We start from the raw sequence: 19,991 nt of genomic DNA, 5'->3' as shown, positions 1-19,991 counted from the left end.
GCTCGGCGGCCGGCGAGGTGCCGAGCGGGGCGCCGGCCGCGTTCGCCGACGCCGGTGGGCTGGAGTCCGCCGCAGGCGCGCGGCCCACCGGCGAGCTGATCGTGTTCGGCGAGACCCCGTTGCGGGCGGACTCGTGAGGCTCGCCGCGATCAACGGGGTCACGCCCGTGTCGGTGCGGTCGGTCGAGGCGACCGAGCGCGCGCTGACCGACGCCATCATCGGCGTGCGCGGCCGCGAGGCGGAGCACGACCCGGGTGTCACGTTGGCCGCCCGCGACGCCGCCGAGCTGGCGCACGCGAACGGCGCGGGCCTGGTGGCCGTGGTGACCCACCCGAGCGCGGATCCGGCGATCCTCGTGGGCATGGTCGTCGCCGCCGACGTGCCGCTCGGGCCGGACGCGGCGGCCGAGCTGCGCCACTACCTGGCCGGCGCGGGTGGCCCGGACATCCGCGAGGTGACCGAGTCCCGCACCGAGCGCGGGTACCCCGTCGTGATCGCCGAGCGGATCCTCGTGGACGGCCCGACGGCGGGCGCGCCGGCCGCCGGCTGCCAGCTGCAGGCGGTCGTCATCGACCCCGCCGGCCGGCGGATGGCCGTGTTCACCCTGCACTCCAGCACGGGCCGCGGCTGGCTCGAGCTCGCCGGCGTACTCGGCCAGCTCGTGTCCTCAGTGGACTTCGAGGTGGCGCCCGACGACCCGAGGATGCGCGTCACGACCACGACCTGAACCCGTTCACGCCCGCTCTGGCCTGGAGAAAGCCGTGCCGAAGACGCCACCCGGTGACCGCACGAGGTCCGGCCCCGTGCCCGGCCCCGTCTCCGACGCGGAGCTGGGCGCGAAGATCCTCGCCGGTTGGGAGCGCATGTCGCGGGCCGTGGCGGACGGGCCGAGGTTCAACCGGCGGCTGGCCCAGCACCTCGGCATCGGCCTGCGGGACGTCGAGCACGTCCGCGACACGCGCAACCGGGTGGCGCATCCCGGCGAGGCAATCAGCCGGCACGACCTCGAACGGGCCGTGTCGATCATCCGGCGGGCGAAGCGCCGTACGAAGCACACCACGGGGCCGAAGCGACGCGCGAGGCCGAGGAGACCCGCGAGGTCTCGCAACGCCGTGCGGGCCGGGAAACCGAGGCCACGGAAGCTGGTCGTCGTGGCCGCGTGCCTCGTCGTGGTCGTCAGCGTGCTGATCGTGCTCTGGACGGTCGTGTAGTGCTTCCCGGGGTCAGGGCGTCCACCGCGGATCGCGGCCGCTCAGCGCGAGCAGGCGGTCCAATGTGGACGAATCGGCGGGCACGGTGACCTCCGGGCCGTAGACGCCCGACGAGCGCCCGAGCTCCGCGCTGCGCTCGACCTCACCGTGGACGTAGCGCAGCAGGTCGGAGTCCCAGTCGGGACGCTGGCCGGTGGCCCGGGCGAGGTCCCAGCCGTGTACCACCAGCTCGCCCGCCACCATGCCGCCGATCAGCTCGGCCGGCAGCTGCATCGGGCCGCCCATGCGCGTCACGCCCTCCCACGCGGCGGGCGCACCCCACGCGGCCGCGGTCCGCCCGGCGTGCTCCTCCAGCGCGGCGGCCCAGTCTCCGCCCGTGAGGTCCACATCGGACTCCGACGCCGCGGGCGGCGGCACGAGCTCCTTGCGGGCGGCGCCCACCAGCGACGGGCCCCAGAACAGCAGGTGGTTGACGAGCCCGCGGACGTCGAACTCGGTACACGGGGTCGGGTCGGCGAGCTGGCCGGGCTTGACGTTGTGGACGATCTCGGTGAAACGCGCGGCGGCGCCGGCAATGTGTTCGGCATTGTGTTCGGCGGAGTGTTCGGCGGACATGGCGCGAGCCTGGCACGGGCGCGCGCGGACCGTCTTGAACAAACGCGACGTAGACTCGCCGCGTGCCACGGGACACCCGAGAGCTCGGCAGCGCCTGGACGCGCTACCAGCGGCACGCCTTCCCGGACCCGTCGCCGGACCTCGCCCGCTACGTCACGCGCTACTGGGTCGTCTCGTGGAGCTACCGCGAGCCCTACCGGCAGAGGATCGTGCCGTACCCGAACGTGCACCTCGTCCTCTCCGGCGGCGAGGCGACCGTGCGCGGTGTCTCGAGCGGCTACCACGTCAAGGTCCTGGAAGGTGACGGTCGCGTGTTCGGCGTGGAGTTCCGGCCCGGCTGCTTCCGGCCGTTCCTGGGCGCGCCGGTGTCGACGCTGGCCGACCGGTCGGTCGACGCGCGCGAGATCTTCGGGCCGGACCTGCCGTCGCCACCCGAGATCGGGACGGTCGAGGAGTTCCTGCGCGCGCACCTGCCCGAGCCCGACCCGCGGACCGAGGAGGCGGCGGAGATCGTCGCGACGATCTCCGCCTCACCGGGGATCATGCGGGTCGGCAGGCTCGCCGCCGAGGCCGGCATGAGCGTGCGGGCCCTGCAGCGGCTGTTCGCGGAGTACGTGGGCATCGGGCCGAAGTGGGTGATCCGCCGCTACCGGCTGCACGAGGTCACCGAGCGGCTCGCCGCGGGCGCCGAGATCGACTGGGCCTCGCTGGCCTTCGAGCTGGGCTACGCGGACCAGGCGCACTTCGTCCGCGACTTCCGCGCCATGTTCGGCGAGTCGCCGACCCGGTACGCCGAGCGCTACTGACCGCCCGGCCAGCGAGGCCTGGAAGGACGCCTTACGGACGCTCAACGTCAGGAAGGCGTCCTTCCAGGCCTTTCAGGACCCGGTCGCGGTAGTCGCGCGGGGTCTCGCCGACCACCTTGCGGAACGTGCGGGAGAAGTGGGCCGCGTTGGCGAAGCCGCACTGCCGGGAGATCTCCCCGATGCCCTTCACCGCGTGCGCCGGGTCGCCGAGCAGCTCCTTCGCCCGGTCGATGCGCAGCTGCCGGATCCGGCCCGACACCCCGTCGCCGTCGTCGAAGAGCTGGTACAGGCGGCGGCGCGAGATGAACAGCGCGTCGGCGATCCGGTCCGCGGACAGCGTCGGGTCGGCCAGGTTCTCCTTGATGTACTCGACCGCGTCGCGCCGGCGGGTGGCGATCGCGTCGGCGCGGTTCAGCTCGGTCCGCAGGGCGCTGCGCAGCACCAACTCGGCGAGCCCGGTCAGGTACGGCCTGATGCCGTGCCGGTCGAGCGACTCCGCCACCACCAGCAGGTGCGCGACCGCCGCGGCGAACAGCGTCTGCAGCGGCCGCTCCACCGGCACCGGGCGGAACAGCAGCGGGCGCAGCTCGGCGAAGCTGATCGACAGCTTGCCGGTCGCGACGGTCAGCAGCACGGTCCCGTGCCGGCCCGGGCGGTCGGCCGGCTGAGCCCGCAGCGCGCACTCGGTGAACTCGAGGCGCACCCCGCCCGCGGGCAGGTAGCGCGGTAGCGAGGCACGCATGACCAGCTGGATCTGGTCCGGCTCCGCCTTGAGCCTGGCCAGCGACGGCTGGCGGATCGCGTCGATGGCGAGCCGGGCCGCGCTCGCCCCGGAGGCCCGGACGACGAGGTAGCCGGCGGCCACCTCGTCGTCGGGTGTGTCGTCGTCATTCGTGGCCGGCGAGCCGAGGACGGCGGATAGCGTCGCGAACCGCCGCTCCAGGTTGGCCGGGACCCGCCGCGATCGTGCCCCACCCTGCATCACGCGCTCCCGCCGGCCGCCGGACCCTGCCAGCGCGAATTATGCACTCGCCGGTCAGGACAGGGCGGACATCCCGGTCCACTCGTCCCACGGAATGGCCCAGTCGTAGTAGTCGCCGTCGGACGCGTCGAGCTGGTTGGTGCTGCCGGTGATCTCCACCGGGTCCCCGATCTGCGCGGCGTCGAAGTAGACCTCGGCGTTGGCCGGGGACAGGTTCACGCAGCCGTGCGAGACGTTCCGCTCGCCCTGATGCGGGATGGAGGGCGCGTACCCGTGGATGAACTCGCCGTTGTTGGAGATCCGGACCGCCCACGGCACCTCGACGTTGAAGTACTCGTACCTCGGGTTGGTCATCTTGTACGTCTCGTGCTTGGACATCACGACGTGCGTGCCGCTGTTGGTCACCCGGCCCGGGTCGGACTCCAGGCCCATGCTGGCCGGGAAGTCCTGGATCACCCTGCCGTCCCGGAGCACCCGCACGCGGTGGGTCTTCGTGTTCGCCTTCACGACCTGGTCGCGGCCGATGGTGAACCGCGAGGTCATGTCCGCCGCGCCGTACACGCCGTCGCCGTAGGGCACGCCGTAGAGCCTGAGGTCCACCGTGACCTCCGTGCCGGCCGGCCAGTAGTTCCGCGGCCGCCAGTGCGCCCGCTGGTCGTCGAGCCACGCCCACGCGCCCTCCACGGGCACCGACGTCCGCACGGTCATCGCGCGCTCGGCGGCCGCCTTGTCGGAGACCGGGGCGTCGAAGGTGACCGCGATCGGCATCGCGACGCCGTAGGTCTTTCCGTCGCCGGTGTTGATCGAGGTGCCGACCAGGCCGTTCGGCGTGGTCGTGGCGAACGCGCCGGTGATCTCCTGCCGCTCTCCGCCGGCGCCGACCGCGGTGCCGGACCATGTGTAGGTCTTGCCGAAGCCGAGCGGCTCGCCGACCCTCCACGAGGTGCCGTCGGCGGAGAGCTTGCCGATGACCTCCTTGCCGGCCGGGTTCGTGAGCGTCACGTCCTCGATCTCGCCGTCGGTGACGCTGACCTCGACCGGGGCGACGGGGCTGACGTCGCGCGCGCCGGCGGCCGGCCGTAAGCTGATCTTGGTACCCGGGTCTGGTGCCGCCTGGCCCTGCGGCGCGGTGTCGGTCCGGCCCGAGGACGGCGTCGCCTCCCCGTCGGTGCTCGAGCCGCACCCGGTGAGCCCCAGCGTCACGACCACCCCGGTGGCGAGGACGGGCAGCAGCAGCCGCCTCGTCCCTCCGCGATATCCCCTGTACCCCGCCATTTCGTCCCCCTGTCCGTGCCCCGGCGTTCTGACGCTCTTTCGACGCCTTTGCCCGGTATGACGTTGGCTGCCGTCAACGTGACACGGATCACAGAGGTTCACCCGCGTTCATCCTGCGGAGATCGTTCGGAGGCAGTAGTCGGCCGTGTGCAAGAGGTAGTGCAACGAGTGCTCTACGCGATAGGCTCCCCCCGCAGGCCGTTAGTTTCTGTGTTCGTGCTATTCCACGCTCGCGGAACGAAAACGCGGGCGTGCGGCTCTTTCGCTGAGGTTGGCGGAGGCAACGCCCGGGGGCTGCCGGGGTTGCACGGTGTAACCCCATGCTGATCCTGCGATGGAGGCAGGTAGATGGCACAGGGCACTGTGAAGTGGTTCAACTCCGAGAAGGGCTTCGGCTTCATCGCCGTCGACGACGGCGGCGCCGACGTCTTCGTGCACTACTCGGAGATCCAGGGCAAGGGCTTCCGGACCCTGGAGGAGAACCAGCGGGTGGAGTTCGAGGTCGGGCAGGGCACGAAGGGCCCACAGGCCACGAACGTGCGCGCGCTCTAGTTTTGGCAGCGAGTGACTGAAGGGCCCCGGTCTCGGCGACCGGGGCCCTTTTGTCGGGCTAGCGGCGGTGGTGCTGCTGGGACTCCCACTCGAGGCGCTGCAGCACCCATTCCTGGGTGAGCGCCATCGGGGAGGTCTGGTGGTACGCGGCGAGCTCGCGGAGGCGTTCGTTGGCCATGAGCGGCAGGCGCAGCTGGTAGACCTGCGAGCCGCCGAACCGGCGTCCGGACCCGGTCGACTCCGGGTCGCCTTCGGGAGACAGTGCCGCGAGGTAGGACTCGAGCTCGTGGTCGGGCAGGTTCTCCTCCTGCTCGTGGGCCTCGGTGCGGTGGCGCCCGGCGTTGGGTGGCACTTCCGCCGTGGGGCCGCTCGGTCGGCTACGTCCTGTGAAAAGCACCAGCAGAGGATAACGAAGCGGTTGCGGCCTACCAAGCAAGACAGCCACTTTTGGCCGGTAAGGGTTCCTGTACGGACAGTGACAGTGGTAAAGCCGCACCTCAGGTGGGTCCTCGAGCACGCGCGGCACCCGGTGAGGTGACGAAGATTTCGTCCCGGCGGGTCGTCCGTGGCGGCCGGTGAGCACCGCCAGACATGGAGAGGCCCCCGCGCCAGGGGGAGGAACGCGGGGGCCGGAGGGGATCTCCACAGGCGCTGACCGGGGGTGTGTCAGCGCCTCGATTGTTGCACGCGCACGAGCTTCGTGGGGAGTAGGTAAGGGTGAAAACTTGAGAGAACTATTCACCTGATCCTCGGAAGGGAGTGAGACTCCTCCACCGCCCCACCCGTGCTCCACCAGTCCTCCTTCGCGGCCCGGCCGCGGTGTGACTGGCGAGGTCACGGCGTTGCCCGGAAAAGCCGTACCCGCGGCCCGGAGCGGTACCGGACGCGGCGGTACCGGATGCGGTGGCGCGAGCGGAGTGGCGCCGGACGAACTCGCGCGGGAGCCGGCGGTATTGGGGGGTGCGCGGGCGGTGAGCCCAGAGGCGGTGCGGGTGGCGCCGCCACGGCGAGGATCGCCCGCGGTCGGAGGGTCGGTGCACGCCTGCCCTCGCCTCGGCGTGCGGCCGGGTGCGGCCGATGCCGCTGGTCAGCTGGCCAGGCGGTGACCTGCCTGGGCCAGCGCCGCCTCGACCTGCGGGTGGCTCAGCTCGTCGGCACTGGCGATCGTGACGTTGCCGGTCGCGAGGTTCACCGACACGTCGGTGACGTTGTCCAATTCGGACAGCTCCTCGGTGATCGAGGCGGCGCAGTGCTCGCAGGTCATCCCGGCGACACTGAACACGTTGTAGATCGTGTGCATGGGCACTACAGGTTCCTCCTATTCACAGGACTCCCCATCCCTCCCGTGTCTTCGGAGCACGGCGCGGCCCGCTTGAGACGTCGGGCGTCCCCCACATGGGTCGGCTTGTCCGAAATGCGTAACCGCAGGTCATTGAGCGATCTGGCAGCGTCACGTGTCGCGGCACGCCGTCTGCGTAGGTGTGCGGGTGTCCGCGGTCGCGGTCGTACGTCCGTTCGAGTGATTCGTTGAACATCACCTGATTGGCCTCGGTCGCAAGAGGGGCCCCTGATCACCGCTGACTACTATGCGTGTGGTAAGGATTCACTCCTCGGGGGGCTGTGGATGATGCCCCTGGTCTCATAGCCTCTCCGCCAATACCTGGATGGTCGGGGAGGGCGGCGCTATGAGCGGACCGGTCGAAGTTCGTGACTTCCTGCTACAGCAGGAGACCCGTGACCCCTCGCTGGGGCTCGGCAGCGTCCCCACCCAGCGCACCGGCGAGACCTCGCGGGTGACCGACGAGCAGGTACGCCGCGCGCAGCTCGCGGTCGCCCGCGGCGCGCAGGGCGTCGAGGACTGCAAGGAGTTGCTCGAGATGCTCGGCCTCGCACCAGGAGAAGACGGCGTCCCGCCGGTTCGGCGGTAGGTGGCATCGCGACTGGAGTCCGGCGTTCGGCGAGGTGGCACGGCCGGCGATACCCGCTTTGGAGGCGGAGCGGGTCGTGTCCTATGCTTTCTGTGCTCCGAGCGGGCAACCCGGGCTCCCATCGTCTAGCGGCCTAGGACTCCGCCCTTTCAAGGCGGCAGCGCGGGTTCGAATCCCGTTGGGAGCACGCACGACAGCAAGGCCCAGTGGCGCAGTTGGTTAGCGCGTCGCCCTGTCACGGCGAAGGTCGCGGGTTCGAGTCCCGTCTGGGTCGCGGAGTTCCGGGTGATCTGTGTCGGCGGAGAGCGCCGACCTTGTCACTCCGCCGTGATGCTGGGGGGCCGAGCCCCCCAAACTCCCCACGGTGCGAGCTCCGCCGAACCCAGCGTTGTCGCGTTGGGTTTGGACCAGGACACGTAGTGAGAATTTGGATCTTGATCTTCATGGCCAGGTAGCTCAGTTGGTATGAGCGACCGCCTGAAAAGCGGTAGGTCGGCGGTTCGATCCCGCCCCTGGCCACTCCGCCCCGACGGACATTGTCCGCTCGGGGCCTTGTTACGTCGCCGCATTCGACTCCGGTGATCTCGACGCGCTCCCGGCCCGTGACCGGGGAGGCGTTCTCCGACGTCAACCGGTACCTCATGGGGCGCACCTTCTATTCGCGCAACGGTTCGACGGGGCGTGGCGGTGTGTGATCGACAACCCGCACGGAATCGCCTGATACCCGATCGGCCCAGGTGCCGGGCGGCTTACTCCCCGATCAGGGGGATACGGGACTCACCCTCCGTGTAACAGCCGCCCGACGCCGAGCGAATCAGAGAACGAACGCGAGACCCGGATCGGCAGGGGCAAATCGATCCGTTGGTTCGCAAGAGAAATCGGACCGCACCGGGCTCTCGGGGACGCCCTCACACCAGCCATGCGCGCATGCGTGCGGCCGGGGGGACCACAATGAGTGAGCAACGACTACACGCCCCGCGTCGCAGACCGGCGATCCTGCGGGGTCTGTCCGCCGACCGCCACTCGGACCTGATCCCCGCGGGAGAACCCACCACCCAGCCACCCGCGACCAGCTGGGAGCCCACCTACCGCCGCTACGTGATCCTCTCCGACGTCCTCGTCACCTTCTGCGTCTCCCTCGTCGTCGGCGGGCTGATCAGCGTCAGCGGCGCCGCGCTGTTCAAGGACCTGGTCCTCGGCGGGCTCACCGTGATCGTCGTCCTCGTCTCCCTCGCCATGAACCGGGCGTGGAACCTCCGCACGCTCGGGCAGGGCGCCGAGGAGTACGTCCGGCTCGGCCGCGGCATGTTCGCGGCGGCCGTCGCCCTCGGTCTGGCCGGGCTGGCCACCGGCGTCGTGTCCGCGCGGCCCTGGGTCTTCGTCGTGATCCCGTCGATCGCCCTCGTCGCGCTGCTCTTCCGCTACCTGCTCCGCCAGGTCCTGCACCGCCTCCGCCACTACGGCGAGTGCCTGCTGCCCGTCATGGCCGCCGGCAGCGTCGAGACCGTCCGCGACCTGATCGACCGCACCAGGGCCGCCTCGCACATCGGCTGGCGGGTCGCCGCGGTCTGCACGGTCGACGGCACCGGCGTGACCGGTGCGAACGGCGACGCCCGCGAGATCGACCACGTCGACGGGGTGTCCGTGGTCGGCCGGCTCGACGAGGTCGCCGAGCACGTCCGCCGCGGCGGCTACCGCATCGTCGCCGTCACCGCGGACTCCTACTGGACCCCGCGCCGGCTCCAGCAGCTCGCCTGGCGGCTCGAGGGCAGCGGCGCCGAGATGGTGGTGGCCCCGACGCTCATGGAAGTCGCCGGGCCACGGTTACACGTCAGCGGCGTGCTCGGCATGCCGCTGCTGCGGGTCAGCGCCCCGGTGTTCACCGGCATGCGCAAGGTGGTCAAGGGCATCTTCGACCGGATCGGCGCGGTCCTGCTCATCGCCATGTGCCTGCCGGTCATGACACTCGCCGCCATCGCCATCATGATCGACTCCCGCGGGCGGGTGTTCTACACGCAGCGCCGGGTCGGCAAGGGCGGCCGGGAGTTCACCATCGTCAAGTTCCGCACGATGATCCGCGACGCCGACCGCCGCAGGGCCGAGCTCGCGAAGGACAACGACGGCGCCGGCGTGCTGTTCAAGATGCGCAAGGACCCGCGGGTCACCCGGGTCGGCGCGATCCTGCGGCGCTACTCGCTCGACGAGCTGCCGCAGCTGTTCAACGTGCTCACCGGCGCCATGTCGCTGGTGGGACCGCGGCCGCCGCTGCCCGAGGAGTCCGCGCGCTACGAGCCGGACATGCGGCGGCGGCTGCTCGTCAAGCCCGGACTGACCGGACTGTGGCAGGTCAGCGGGCGCAGCGACCTGCCATGGGAGGAGGCGGTCCGACTGGACCTGCGATACGTGGAGGACTGGTCACTCGCACTCGACGCGATGATCCTGTGGAAGACCTTCCGGGCGGTGCTCGGCGGGCAGGGGGCCTACTGATGACCTGTCGACTGTGCGGCTCGACCGACCTCGTGAGCGTCGTGGACCTCGGCGCCACCCCGCCGTGCGAGCTGTTCCTCACCGCGGCGCAGCTCGACGAGCCCGAGCTGACCTATCCGCTGCACCTGCGGGTGTGCACCGGCTGCTGGCTCGCCCAGCTGCCCCCGCTGATCACCCCCGAGGACACGTTCACCGAGTACGCCTACTTCTCGTCCTACTCGACCTCCTGGGTCGAGCACGCGCGGACGTTCGTCCGGGACTCGACCGTGCGCTTCGGACTCGACACCGGCTCGTTCGTCGTCGAGGTCGCCAGCAACGACGGCTACCTGCTCCAGCACGTGGCCGCCGAGGGCGTCCGCTGCCTCGGCATCGAGCCGTCGGTCAACGTCGGCGCGGCCGCGCGGGAGAAGGGCATCGACACGCTCACCGCGTTCCTCGGCCCGGAGACGGGCGCGGCCGTGCGTGCCGAGCACGGGCCGGCCGACCTCGTCGTGGCCAACAACGTCTACGCGCACATCCCCGACGTCGTGGGCTTCACGAAGGGCCTGCGCGCGCTCGTCGCCGACGACGGCTGGGTGTCCATCGAGGTGCAGCACCTGCTGACCCTGTTCGAGCGCAACCAGTACGACACGATCTACCACGAGCACTTCCAGTACTACACGGTCGCCGCCGCGCAGCGGGCCCTCGCCAGCGGTGGGCTGTCCCTTGTGGACGTCGAGCTGCTGGACACGCACGGCGGCTCGATCCGGCTGTTCGCGCGGCCGGCCGAGGTCGCCGGCGGGACCGACATCGAACCCAGCCGACGGGTGACCGACGTGCTCGCCCGGGAGAAGGCCGCCGGGCTGCACGAGCTCGCCGGGTACGCCGAGTTCGCCCGGCGGGTGGCCACCGTGCGCCGCGAGCTGCTCGCCTTCCTGACCATCGCCGCAGCGCGTGGCAAGACCGTCGTGGGCTACGGCGCCCCCGGCAAGGGCAACACCCTGCTCAACCATTGCGGCATCCGGCCGGACCTGCTGGCGTACACGGTGGACCGCAACCCCTACAAGCACGGCAGGTTCACCCCGGGTACCCGGATCCCGATCCTGCCTCCGGAACGGATCGCCGAGGACCGGCCGGACTACGTGCTCGTGCTCCCGTGGAACCTGCGCGCGGAGCTGACCGAGCAACTGTCCTATGTGGGCGAATGGGGCGGGCGGCTGGTCTTCCCCATCCCGAGCCTGGAAGTCGTCGAGGTGACACGGAAATGAAGGTCGTGCTGTTCTGCGGCGGGTACGGGATGCGCATGCGCAACGGGACCGCCGACGACGTGCCGAAGCCGATGGCCATGGTCGGCCCGCGGCCGCTGATCTGGCACGTCATGCGCTACTACGCGCACTTCGGGCACAAGGAGTTCGTGTTGTGCCTCGGTTACGGGGCCCACCACATCAAGAACTTCTTCCTCAACTACGAGGAGACCATCTCCAACGACTTCGTGCTGCGGGGCGGCAAGGCCGAACTGCTCGCCACCGACATCGCGGACTGGTCGATCTCGTTCATCCAGACCGGCATCGAGTCGGCCATCGGGGAGCGGCTGCGCCGGGTGCGCGAGCACCTCGACGGCGACGAGATGTTCCTCGCCAACTACGCCGACGTGCTCACCGACGCGCCGCTGGACGTGATGGTCGACCGGTTCGCCGGCTCCGACGCGGGTGCGTCGATGATGGTCGTGCCGCCGCAGTCCTCGTTCCACTGCGTGGAGATGGGCGAGGACAACAGGGTCGGCGCGATCACCGCGGTGAGCGAGATGCCGATGTGGGAGAACGGCGGCTACTTCGTGCTGCGCCAGGAGGTCTTCGAGCACATCCCCGAGGGCGGCGACCTGGTCGCGGACGGCTGTGTCGAGCTGGCCAAGCGCGGCCGGCTGCTCGCCTACCCTTACCGCGGCTTCTGGAAGCCGACGGACACGGTCAAGGAGAAGGCAGCGCTCGACGCCGGCTACGCGCGCGGCGAGCGGCCGTGGGCGCTGTGGGACGGCGACCGGAAGGTCCACCCGATCTCCGCGAGGACCGCGTGATCCGGTTGACCGCGGGCCGGCTCGACCGCGTGGTCGCGCTCGGCGCGCACTGCGACGACATCGCGATCGGCGCCGGCGGCACGCTGCTCGCCACGTGCCTGTCCAGGCCGGGGATCCGGGTCGACGCGCTCGTGCTCTCCGGCGGCGGCAGCGAGCGGGAGGAGGAGGAACGCGCCGCGCTCGCCGCCTTCTGCCCCGGTGCCGACCTCGACGTGACCGTGCTCAAGCTGCCCGACGGGCGCCTGCCCGCCCACTGGGACGAGGCCAAGGGCGCGCTCGAGGACCTCCGCGCGCGCACCGACCCCGACGTGGTGTTCGCGCCGCGCACGGGCGACGCGCACCAGGACCACCGCGGCCTGGCCACGCTCGTGCCGACCGCGTTCCGCGACCACCTCGTGCTCGGCTACGAGATCGTCAAGTGGGACGCCGACCTCACGCCGCCCAACACGTACCAGCCGATGTCGGCCGAGCTGGCCGAGAAAAAAGTGACGCTGCTGCAACAGCACTACGCCTCCCAGCGACACCGTCCTTGGTACGACCGGGAGGCCTTCCTGGGCCTGGCGCGGATCCGCGGGATCGAGTGTCAGGTCCGCTACGCGGAGGCCTTCCACGTCACCAAGCAGATTCTCGATTTGGAGGAATGCCTGGAAGGACGCCTTCCTGACACCCAGCGTCCGGAAGGCGTCCTTCCAGGCGGTAAGGAGGGGCGATGCGCGTCCTGTTGACGGGGCACAAGGGCTACCTGGGCACGGTGATGGCACCGGTGCTGACGGCGGCGGGACACGAGGTCGTCGGCCTCGACTCGGGGCTCTTCGCCGGCTGCGTGCTCGGCGACGCGCCCGCCGACCCGCCCGGCCACGAGGTCGACCTGCGCGACGTCACCCCGGCCCACGTGTCCCGTGTGGACGCCGTGATCCACCTGGCGGCGCTGTCGAACGACCCGCTCGGTGCGCTCGCCCCCGACCTGACCTACGACATCAACCACCGCGCGGCCGTGCGCCTGGCCCGGCTCGCCCGCGACGCCGGTGTCGCGCGGTTCCTGTACGCGTCGACCTGCTCGGTGTACGGCGCCTCCGGCGGGGACGACCTCGTGGGCGAGGACGCGCCGCTGCGCCCGGTGACCCCGTACGCGGAGTCCAAGGTTCGCGTCGAGGACGACCTGCACGAGCTCGCCGACGACCGCTTCACACCGGTGTACCTGCGCAACGCCACCGCGTTCGGCTACTCGCCGCGACTGCGGGCGGACATCGTGCTGAACAACCTGGTCGGCCACGCCCACCTGTCCGGCGAGGTGCTGGTGCTCTCCGACGGCACGCCGTGGCGGCCGCTGGTGCACGCCCAGGACATCGCCCGGGCGTTCCTCGCCGCGCTCACCGCGCCCCGGGAGGCGGTGCACGACAGGGCCTTCAACATCGGCACCGAGCGCAACAACGTGACCGTCGCGGAGATCGCCGCCGAGGTCGTCGAGGCGGTGCCCGGCTCGCGGCTGCGGATCACCGGCGAGGCGGGTGCCGACCCGCGCTCCTACCGCGTCGACTTCTCCCGGTTCCGCGAGGCGGTCCCCGGGTTCGACTGCTCCTGGTCGGTCAAGGACGGCGCGCTCGAGCTGATCGAGGCCTACCAGCGGCACGGGCTCACGACCGAGCAGTTCGAGCGCCGCTTCACCCGGCTGGCCTGGCTGCGCGACCGGTCGAGCGCGGGCACGGTCGACGAGACCCTTCGGCACCGGTGATCATGGATCCCGGGACCCGGATGCATGCTCTGGTGCGGCGGTTGTACCCGCTGTGCCGGAGCATCACCGGCGACGGCCTGCGCGCGACGCTCGACATCATCGGCGAGCACCTGCCGCTGACCGTGCACGAGGTGCCGACCGGTACGGAGGTGCTCGACTGGACCGTGCCGCGGGAGTGGAACGTCCGCGACGCCTACATCGCCGACGCCACCGGCCGGCGGGTGGTCGACTTCCGCGAGCACGCCCTGCACCTCGTGGGCTACAGCGTGCCGGTGCACACCACGATGCCGCTGGCTCGGCTGCGCGAGCACCTGCACACCCTGCCCGACCAGCCGTCGCTGATCCCGTACCGGACCAGCTACTACGCGCCCACCTGGGGCTTCTGCCTCGCCCAGGACACGCTGGACTCGTTGCCGGAGGGCGACTACGAGGTGTGCGTCGACTCGACGCTCGCCGACGGGCACCTGACCTACGCCGAGCACGTCGTGCCCGGGCAGGTCACCGACGAGGTGATCGTGTCCTGCCACGTCTGCCACCCGGCGCTCGCGAACGACAACCTGGCGGCCGTCGCGGTGGCGGTCGAGCTGGCGAAGGCACTGGAGAACCCGTACCACACCTACCGGTTCGTGTTCGCGCCCGGCACGATCGGCGCGATCACCTGGCTCGCCCGCAACGCGGCCCGCGTCGAGCAGGTCAAACACGGCCTCGTCCTCGCCTGCGCGGGCGACCGCGGGCAGCTGACCTACAAGCGGAGCCGCCGCGGCGACGCGGCGATCGACCGGGTGCTCGCGTACGTGCTGCGCGACCGTCCACATGAGATCCGACCGTTCTCGCCCTACGGCTACGACGAGCGGCAGTACTGCTCGCCCGGGTTCAACCTCGGCGTCGGCTGCCTGACCAGGACCCCGTACGCGGAGTATCCCGAGTACCACACCTCCGGCGACGACCCGGACCTCGTCGCGCCAGAGTCCATGGTGGACACCCTGGCTGTGCTGCGCGAGGCGGTCGCCGTGCTGGACGCCGACCGGCACTACGTGAACCTCTTCCCGTACGGCGAGCCGCAGCTGGGCAGGCGCGGCCTGTACGACTCCCTGGGCGGGCGCAGCGACGCGAAGCTGGCGCAGCTGGCGATGCTCTGGGTGCTCAACCTCTCCGACGGGGAGCACGGCCTGCTCGACATCGCCGAGCGCGCGGGGCTGGCCTTCGACACGGTCGCCGCCGCGGCCGACGCGCTCGCCGACGCGGGACTGATCAAGGAGTAGATGCCGATGTCCTTCGCGCGAGGTCTGGCGAAGAGGCTCACCTGGGGGCTCGCTGACCAGGGCGTGTCGAGCATGACCAACTTCCTGGTCGGGGTCTACGTGGCCCGCTCGCTCGGCGTGGAGGCGTTCGGCATCTTCAGCCTCGCGTGGGTGACCTACGGCGTGGTGCTGAACCTGTCGCGGGGACTCGGCACCGACCCGCTGGTGGTCCGCTTCAGCGGCGTGGCGGTCGACCGGTGGCGCGTGGCGACCAGCCGGTCGGGCGGCACGGCGATCTCGGTCGGGCTCGCCTTCGGCGTGCTCAGCATCGGGGTCGGCGCCGCGGTGGGCGACACCTTCGGCCGGGCGTTCATCGCGCTGGGGATCGTCACCCCCGCGCTGCTGCTGCAGGACAGCTGGCGGTTCGCGTTCTTCGCCAACGGGCAGGGCCGCAAGGCGGTGTTCGTCGACCTGGTGTGGGCGGCCAGCATGGTTCCCCTGCTGATGCTCGCCGCGGACCACGGCAGCGTCGCCGGCTTCGTGATCGCCTGGGGTGGTGCCGCGCTGTTCGCCGGCGCGGCCGGCTGGCTGCTGAGCGGGATCCGGCCGCGGGTGAACCAGACCCGCGAGTGGCTGATCGCCCACCGCGACCTCGGCACGCGTTACCTCATGGAGAACGTCAGCAACAGCGGCGCCGGGCAGCTGCGGATGTACGCGGTCGGCGGCATCGTCGGGCTGGCCGGGGTCGGCGCGATCCGCGGCGCGGAGCTGCTGACCGGCCCGTTCATGGCGCTGCTGATGGGGCTGAACCTGGTGGCCGTGCCGGAGGCGGCGCGGGTGCTGCGCCGCGCGCCGCACCGGCTGCGGCGGTTCTGCCTGCTGCTGGGCGGCGTGCAGGCGCTGGCGGCACTGAGCTGGGGGATCGCGCTGCTGATCGTGCTGCCGGACTCGGCCGGCGAGTTCCTGCTGGCCGAGGTCTGGGATCCGGCGCGGGAGCTGGTGCTCCCGATCACGCTGGCACTGTCCGCTTCGGGCCTGATCGCCGGTGCCGCCGCCGGCCTGCGTGCGCTCGGCGCGGCGCGGCGCAGCCTGCGGGTACAGCTCTACTCCTCCGCCGGGTACTTCGGCGGCGGAGTCGTGGGCGCCCTGCTGGGGGGCGCCCTCGGGGCCAGCTGGGGGTCCACGATCGCGATGCTCTGCTCCGCCGGCCTGTGGTGGACGCAGCTGCGCGCGGGACTGCGCGAGTACGGAACCGAGCCGGTGCTGGAGCCAGCGGTCGGCAGTGCCGTCGGTGCCGTCGACACCGGGCTCGCGGTTGAGAACAAGGAGATGAGAGCGCCATGAGCAGCGCCATGAGGACCGTGCCACGGCTGAGCATCGGCCTGCCGGTCTACAACGGCGAGGAGTATCTCGCCGAGTCGCTCGACGCCCTGCTCGGACAGAGCTACGACGACTTCGAGCTGATCATCACGGACAACGCCTCCACCGACGGCACCGAGGCGATCTGCCGCCGGTACGTGCGAGCGGACTCGCGAGTCCGCTACGAGCGGCTCACGAAGAACGTCGGCGCCGCGAACAACCACAACCACGTGTTCTCGCTGACGCGCGGCGAGCTGTTCAAGTGGGCCTCGCACGACGACCTGTACGGCAGGGACCTGCTGCGGCGTTGCGTGGAGGCGCTCGACGCGCACCCCGAGCTGATCCTGGCGCACGCGTGGAGCGCGTCCGTCGACGCCGACGGCAAGATCATCGAGCCGTTCGACTACACGCTCGCCACGGACTCCCCGTCGGCGCCGGAACGGTTCGCCAGCCTGCTGTTCGCCCCCGGCGGCGACGACTTCTACGGCGTCATGCGCGCGGACCTGCTCAGACGGGTCAAGCCGCACGCCAGCTACCACCACGCGGACCGGACCTACGTCGCCGAGATCGCCATGCACGGTCCGTTCCACCAGGTGCCGGAGCTGCTCTACTTCCGCCGCGACCACCCGACGCGGGCCGAGCGGGCCAACCCGACCGTGCGCAGCAGATGCGCCAACCTCGACCCGCGCCGCGGCAACCGGTTCCTGCACCCGGCACCGCGGCTGCTCGCCGAGTACGTCTGGGGGTTCGTGGACATCGTCCGGCGCGCGCCGATCACGGCCGACGAGCAGCGGGAGTGCTATCGCCACCTCCGGCGCTGGCTGACCAGCCGCGCTCGTGCCGGTGTCGGCGCGTCCAACGCGGCCATGGGAGTCGCGTCCGAGAGCCAGCCGCTGTCCATCGACGGGATCGTGCCCGGCCACGGGGTGAGATCCTCTTGAGGTCTCGGCGAATCGGTCTGTTCGGCTTGCTCGGCACCGGGAACCTCGGCAACGACGGTTCCCTCGCCGCCGTGCTCGACCACTTGCGCGCCGCGCATCCCGACGCCACGCTGCACGCCTTCTGCGGTGGCCCGGACGAGGTCACCGAGCGGTTCGGCCTGCCGGCGACGCGGATGAACTGGTACCGCGGGGAGTACCGGACGGCCAACACCATCCGGTCGGTGTTCCTCAAAGGACTCGGCAAGATCATCGATGCGGTCCGCACCGCCGTCTGGGTGCGGCGTCAGGATGTCGTGATCGTGCCGGGGATGGGCGTGCTCGAGTCCGTGCTTCCCGTCCGCCCATGGGGTTTTCCGTACTCCCTGATGCTGACGTGCCTGAGCGGCAGGCTCCTGGGCACCCCGGTGGCGCTGCTCAGCGTCGGTGCGACGGTCGTCGAGAACGGGGTCGGCCGGATGGTCGTCGTGCGCGCGGCGAAGGCCGCCGGCTATCGCTCCTTCCGCGACGCGCTGTCCCGCGACGCGATGCGGGCGATGGGCGTCGACACCGACGGGGACGAGATCTATCCGGATCTGGTGTTCGGTGCCACCGCGCCGCCGTCCGTGGCGAGCACCGGGATCGTGGGTGTCGGTGTCATGGCATACCGCGGCGAGAACCGGGACCGGAGCCGCGCGCACGAGGTCCGTGCCCGCTACGTCGCCGACCTGACGACGTTCGTTCGATGGCTCGTCGCCGGCGACCGGCGGGTGCGGCTGTTCATCGGAGACCGTTCGGACCTGGTGGTCGCCGTCGAGATCACCGCGGAGGTCGGGTCCCCGCTGGTCGAGACGGCCAAGGTGACCGACCTCGACGAGCTGATGGGCGCGATGGCGGAGGTCGACACGGTCGTCGCGACGCGTTACCACAATGTCGTGTGCGCGTTGAAGCTCGGGATACCGACGGTGTCGATCGGCTACGCCCCGAAGAACGACGCCCTGATGGCGAGCATGGGGCTCGGCGAGTTCTGTCAGGCCGCCCGAAGCATCGACGTCGGCCTCCTGATCAAGCAGTTCACCGAGCTCGAGCGGCGCCACGACGAGCTGCGTGCCACCGTGGCGGCGCGCGGCCTGCACGCCGCGGGTCTCGTCGAGCGGCAGTTCGCCGAGCTGTCGGAGTTCATCCGACAGGCGCCGCCCCGAGACACCCGAGTCGGGCAGGGGGTCGGATGAAAGCCGTCCCGGTCCCCGAGATCGTCGGCGCGTTCCTGTTCGAGCCGACCCCGCACGTCGACGAGCGCGGGTTCTTCAGCCGCACGTTCGACGCGGAGGTGGCCCGCTCGGTGTGCATCGACCCGGACGGGTTCGCGCAGGACAGCATCTCCCGCTCCCGCAGGGGAGTCGTGCGCGGCATGCACCTGCGCGCCGGCCGCGGCGAGGCCAAGCTCGTGCGCTGCTCGTACGGCCGGGTCTTCGACGTGGTGGTCGACCTGCGGCCCGGCTCGTCGACCTACCGCAACATCCGCTTCTTCGAGCTGTCCGGCGAGACCCAGGTGACGCTGTACGTGCCGGCCGGCTGCGCGCACGGCTTCCAGGCGCTCACCGACCCCGCGGACGTGTCGTACCGCATCGACCGCCCGCACGACCCGGCGCAGGACGTGTCGATCGCGTTCGACGACCCGGAGCTGGCGATCCCGTGGCCGCTCCCGGTCGCGTTCGTGTCGGAGCGGGACCGGCAGGCGCCGCCGCTCGCCGACGCGGTGACCAAAGCCGTGACCAAAGCGGTGACCAAAGCGGTGACCAAAGCCGTGACCAACGAGCCCGGAACGAGGTAGCACCATGGACTTCACCCAGTCCCACGAGGCGAACAAGCGCCTGCACGACCTCGTGCCCGGCGGGTCGCACACCTACGCCAAGGGCGAGGACCAGTACCCGGAGGGCATGGCACCGGTGATCTCGCACGGGCGCGGCGCGCACGTGTGGGACGTGGACGGCAACGAGTTCGTCGAGTACGGCTCCGGCCTGCGGTCGGTCAGCCTCGGGCACGCGCACCCGCGCGTCGTCGAGGCCGTCCGCGCGCAGTTGGACCTCGGCGGCAACTTCGTGCGGCCGGCGGCGATCGAGATCGAGGCGGCGGCGCGGTTCCTGGCCACCGTACCGACCGCGGAGATGGTCAAGTTCGCGAAGAACGGCTCGGACGTGACGACCGCGGCGATCCGGCTGGCCCGCGCGGTGACCGGTCGGCCACTGGTGGCGCTGTGCGGGGACCAGCCGTTCTTCTCCACCGACGACTGGTTCATCGCGACCACGGGCATGCCCGCCGGCATCCCGGCCGCCACGGCGGACCTCACGGTCACGTTCCCCTACGGCGACATCGACGCGGTGGCCGAGCTGGTAGCGGGCGGGCGGGTCGCCTGCGTGATCCTCGAGCCGGCCACGCTGACCGACCCGCCGGCCGGGTACCTGCGGCGGCTGCGCGAGCTGTGCGACCGGCACGGCGTTGTGCTGATCTTCGACGAGATGATCACCGGGTTCCGCTGGTCGGCGGCCGGCGCGCAGGGTGTGTACGGCGTGACCCCGGACCTGTCGACCTTCGGCAAGGCGCTGGGCAACGGGTTCGCCGTGTCCGCGCTCGCCGGCCGGCGCGACCTGATGGAGCTCGGCGGCCTACGCGACACCCGGGAGCGGGTGTTCCTGCTGTCCACCACGCACGGCGCGGAGACCCACGCGCTGGCGGCCGCGATGGCGGTGATGGACACCTACGCCGAGGAGGGCGTCACCGAGCGGCTGCACGCGCTCGGCGCGCGGCTGGCGGCCGGCGTGCGGGCGGTGGC

General features: G+C 71.1%; 21 protein-coding genes and 3 tRNA genes. 19 read left to right on the top strand and 5 right to left on the bottom strand.

Features of this window, described 5'->3' with window-relative positions; all coding sequences use genetic code 11:
• The first annotated feature begins 133 nt into the window (after positions 1–133).
• Both ACRDTB_RS30290 and ACRDTB_RS30285 read left to right on the top strand, forming a co-directional pair.
• Positions 134–727, top strand: a complete 594-nt coding sequence (locus tag ACRDTB_RS30290) for a hypothetical protein (protein ID WP_431435591.1) — start codon at positions 134–136, stop codon at positions 725–727.
• 34 nt (positions 728–761) lie between these two features.
• Positions 762–1,211, top strand: a complete 450-nt coding sequence (locus ACRDTB_RS30285; protein ID WP_431435590.1) for a hypothetical protein — start codon at positions 762–764, stop codon at positions 1,209–1,211.
• A gap of 12 nt (positions 1,212–1,223) precedes the next feature.
• Here ACRDTB_RS30285 and ACRDTB_RS30280 read toward each other — a convergent pair whose 3' ends face one another.
• Entirely contained in the window at positions 1,224–1,826 is a 603-nt protein-coding gene (locus ACRDTB_RS30280; protein WP_431435589.1) for a TIGR03086 family metal-binding protein, read from the bottom strand.
• Positions 1,827–1,888: 62 nt separating this feature from the next.
• Between ACRDTB_RS30280 and ACRDTB_RS30275 the strand changes: the two genes are divergently transcribed.
• On the top strand, positions 1,889–2,632 hold the full coding sequence (locus ACRDTB_RS30275; RefSeq protein WP_431435588.1) for an AraC family transcriptional regulator: 744 nt from the start codon (positions 1,889–1,891) through the stop codon (positions 2,630–2,632).
• Positions 2,633–2,663: 31 nt separating this feature from the next.
• On the opposite strand, the gene ACRDTB_RS30270 is transcribed toward ACRDTB_RS30275, so the two are convergent.
• Entirely contained in the window at positions 2,664–3,614 is a 951-nt protein-coding gene (locus ACRDTB_RS30270; RefSeq protein WP_431435587.1) for a helix-turn-helix transcriptional regulator, read from the bottom strand.
• A 54-nt stretch (positions 3,615–3,668) separates the two neighbouring features.
• Positions 3,669–4,889 (bottom strand): L,D-transpeptidase, encoded by a 1,221-nt coding sequence (locus ACRDTB_RS30265; RefSeq protein ID WP_431435586.1) that lies wholly within the window; start codon positions 4,887–4,889, stop codon positions 3,669–3,671.
• 348 nt (positions 4,890–5,237) lie between these two features.
• On the opposite strand from ACRDTB_RS30265, the gene ACRDTB_RS30260 reads away from it, so the two are divergent.
• Positions 5,238–5,441 (top strand): cold-shock protein, encoded by a 204-nt coding sequence (locus ACRDTB_RS30260; RefSeq protein ID WP_075127229.1) that lies wholly within the window; start codon positions 5,238–5,240, stop codon positions 5,439–5,441.
• A gap of 58 nt (positions 5,442–5,499) precedes the next feature.
• Here ACRDTB_RS30260 and ACRDTB_RS30255 read toward each other — a convergent pair whose 3' ends face one another.
• Both ACRDTB_RS30255 and ACRDTB_RS30250 read right to left on the bottom strand, forming a co-directional pair.
• Positions 5,500–5,838 (bottom strand): hypothetical protein, encoded by a 339-nt coding sequence (locus ACRDTB_RS30255; protein ID WP_431435585.1) that lies wholly within the window; start codon positions 5,836–5,838, stop codon positions 5,500–5,502.
• A gap of 690 nt (positions 5,839–6,528) precedes the next feature.
• Positions 6,529–6,741 (bottom strand): heavy-metal-associated domain-containing protein, encoded by a 213-nt coding sequence (locus ACRDTB_RS30250; protein WP_431435594.1) that lies wholly within the window; start codon positions 6,739–6,741, stop codon positions 6,529–6,531.
• 385 nt (positions 6,742–7,126) lie between these two features.
• On the opposite strand from ACRDTB_RS30250, the gene ACRDTB_RS30245 reads away from it, so the two are divergent.
• From ACRDTB_RS30245 to ACRDTB_RS30175, 15 genes are all read left to right on the top strand, one after another.
• Positions 7,127–7,369 (top strand): hypothetical protein, encoded by a 243-nt coding sequence (locus ACRDTB_RS30245; protein ID WP_431435584.1) that lies wholly within the window; start codon positions 7,127–7,129, stop codon positions 7,367–7,369.
• Between the two features lie 114 nt (positions 7,370–7,483).
• Positions 7,484–7,556, top strand: a tRNA-Glu gene (locus ACRDTB_RS30240).
• Positions 7,557–7,569: 13 nt separating this feature from the next.
• Positions 7,570–7,643: transfer RNA gene (locus ACRDTB_RS30235), tRNA-Asp, on the top strand.
• A gap of 171 nt (positions 7,644–7,814) precedes the next feature.
• Positions 7,815–7,888 (top strand) — tRNA-Phe (locus ACRDTB_RS30230).
• Between the two features lie 432 nt (positions 7,889–8,320).
• Positions 8,321–9,856 carry a sugar transferase gene (locus ACRDTB_RS30225; RefSeq protein WP_431435583.1) on the top strand — a complete coding sequence of 512 codons (1,536 nt, stop codon included), beginning with the start codon at positions 8,321–8,323 and terminating at the stop codon, positions 9,854–9,856.
• A complete protein-coding gene (locus ACRDTB_RS30220) occupies positions 9,853–11,103 on the top strand; it encodes a class I SAM-dependent methyltransferase (RefSeq protein WP_431435593.1) in 1,251 nt (416 codons plus the stop codon). Before ACRDTB_RS30225 ends, ACRDTB_RS30220 begins: the two co-directional genes overlap by 4 nt.
• A complete protein-coding gene (locus ACRDTB_RS30215) occupies positions 11,100–11,909 on the top strand; it encodes a glucose-1-phosphate cytidylyltransferase (RefSeq protein WP_431435582.1) in 810 nt (269 codons plus the stop codon). Before ACRDTB_RS30220 ends, ACRDTB_RS30215 begins: the two co-directional genes overlap by 4 nt.
• Complete coding sequence (locus tag ACRDTB_RS30210) at positions 11,906–12,634, top strand: PIG-L deacetylase family protein (protein ID WP_431435581.1); 729 nt, start codon at positions 11,906–11,908, stop codon at positions 12,632–12,634. Before ACRDTB_RS30215 ends, ACRDTB_RS30210 begins: the two co-directional genes overlap by 4 nt.
• Positions 12,619–13,641 (top strand): NAD-dependent epimerase/dehydratase family protein, encoded by a 1,023-nt coding sequence (locus ACRDTB_RS30205; RefSeq protein ID WP_431435580.1) that lies wholly within the window; start codon positions 12,619–12,621, stop codon positions 13,639–13,641. The genes ACRDTB_RS30210 and ACRDTB_RS30205 overlap by 16 nt, the downstream gene beginning before the upstream one ends.
• A 2-nt stretch (positions 13,642–13,643) precedes the next feature.
• The gene (locus tag ACRDTB_RS30200) at positions 13,644–14,903 is read left to right on the top strand and encodes a DUF4910 domain-containing protein (RefSeq protein ID WP_431435579.1); all 1,260 of its coding nucleotides are present in this window, start codon (positions 13,644–13,646) and stop codon (positions 14,901–14,903) included.
• A gap of 6 nt (positions 14,904–14,909) precedes the next feature.
• Positions 14,910–16,226, top strand: coding sequence for a hypothetical protein (locus ACRDTB_RS30195; protein ID WP_431435578.1), 1,317 nt, complete (start codon positions 14,910–14,912; stop codon positions 16,224–16,226).
• An 8-nt stretch (positions 16,227–16,234) separates the two neighbouring features.
• On the top strand, positions 16,235–17,182 hold the full coding sequence (locus ACRDTB_RS30190; RefSeq protein WP_431435592.1) for a glycosyltransferase family 2 protein: 948 nt from the start codon (positions 16,235–16,237) through the stop codon (positions 17,180–17,182).
• A complete protein-coding gene (locus tag ACRDTB_RS30185) occupies positions 17,179–18,390 on the top strand; it encodes a polysaccharide pyruvyl transferase family protein (protein ID WP_431435577.1) in 1,212 nt (403 codons plus the stop codon). The genes ACRDTB_RS30190 and ACRDTB_RS30185 overlap by 4 nt, the downstream gene beginning before the upstream one ends.
• Positions 18,387–18,992 (top strand): dTDP-4-dehydrorhamnose 3,5-epimerase family protein, encoded by a 606-nt coding sequence (locus tag ACRDTB_RS30180; RefSeq protein ID WP_431435576.1) that lies wholly within the window; start codon positions 18,387–18,389, stop codon positions 18,990–18,992. Before ACRDTB_RS30185 ends, ACRDTB_RS30180 begins: the two co-directional genes overlap by 4 nt.
• Before the next feature lie 4 nt (positions 18,993–18,996).
• The coding region (locus tag ACRDTB_RS30175; RefSeq protein ID WP_431435575.1) for a glutamate-1-semialdehyde 2,1-aminomutase at positions 18,997–19,991 on the top strand (995 nt) is incomplete at its 3' end.

The sequence above is a fragment of the Actinophytocola sp. genome (genome assembly GCF_050699935.1).
In the GTDB taxonomy this organism is placed as follows: domain Bacteria; phylum Actinomycetota; class Actinomycetes; order Mycobacteriales; family Pseudonocardiaceae; genus Actinophytocola.
This window is presented reverse-complemented; position numbering and strand designations above follow the sequence as displayed.

Bases quoted from the DNA above. Each gene is read 5' to 3' on its own strand.
- ACRDTB_RS30180 (WP_431435576.1), top strand. From the start codon at position 18,387: ATGAAAGCCGTCCCGGTCCCCGAGATCGTCGGCGCGTTCCTGTTCGAG.
- ACRDTB_RS30250 (WP_431435594.1), bottom strand. From the start codon at position 6,741: ATGCACACGATCTACAACGTGTTCAGTGTCGCCGGGATGACCTGCGAG.
- ACRDTB_RS30205 (WP_431435580.1), top strand. From the start codon at position 12,619: ATGCGCGTCCTGTTGACGGGGCACAAGGGCTACCTGGGCACGGTGATG.
- ACRDTB_RS30200 (WP_431435579.1), top strand. From the start codon at position 13,644: ATGGATCCCGGGACCCGGATGCATGCTCTGGTGCGGCGGTTGTACCCG.
- ACRDTB_RS30265 (WP_431435586.1), bottom strand. From the start codon at position 4,889: ATGGCGGGGTACAGGGGATATCGCGGAGGGACGAGGCGGCTGCTGCTG.
- ACRDTB_RS30280 (WP_431435589.1), bottom strand. From the start codon at position 1,826: ATGTCCGCCGAACACTCCGCCGAACACAATGCCGAACACATTGCCGGC.
- ACRDTB_RS30190 (WP_431435592.1), top strand. From the start codon at position 16,235: ATGAGGACCGTGCCACGGCTGAGCATCGGCCTGCCGGTCTACAACGGC.
- ACRDTB_RS30215 (WP_431435582.1), top strand. From the start codon at position 11,100: ATGAAGGTCGTGCTGTTCTGCGGCGGGTACGGGATGCGCATGCGCAAC.
- ACRDTB_RS30195 (WP_431435578.1), top strand. From the start codon at position 14,910: ATGTCCTTCGCGCGAGGTCTGGCGAAGAGGCTCACCTGGGGGCTCGCT.
- ACRDTB_RS30260 (WP_075127229.1), top strand. From the start codon at position 5,238: ATGGCACAGGGCACTGTGAAGTGGTTCAACTCCGAGAAGGGCTTCGGC.
- ACRDTB_RS30270 (WP_431435587.1), bottom strand. From the start codon at position 3,614: ATGCAGGGTGGGGCACGATCGCGGCGGGTCCCGGCCAACCTGGAGCGG.
- ACRDTB_RS30245 (WP_431435584.1), top strand. From the start codon at position 7,127: ATGAGCGGACCGGTCGAAGTTCGTGACTTCCTGCTACAGCAGGAGACC.
- ACRDTB_RS30225 (WP_431435583.1), top strand. From the start codon at position 8,321: ATGAGTGAGCAACGACTACACGCCCCGCGTCGCAGACCGGCGATCCTG.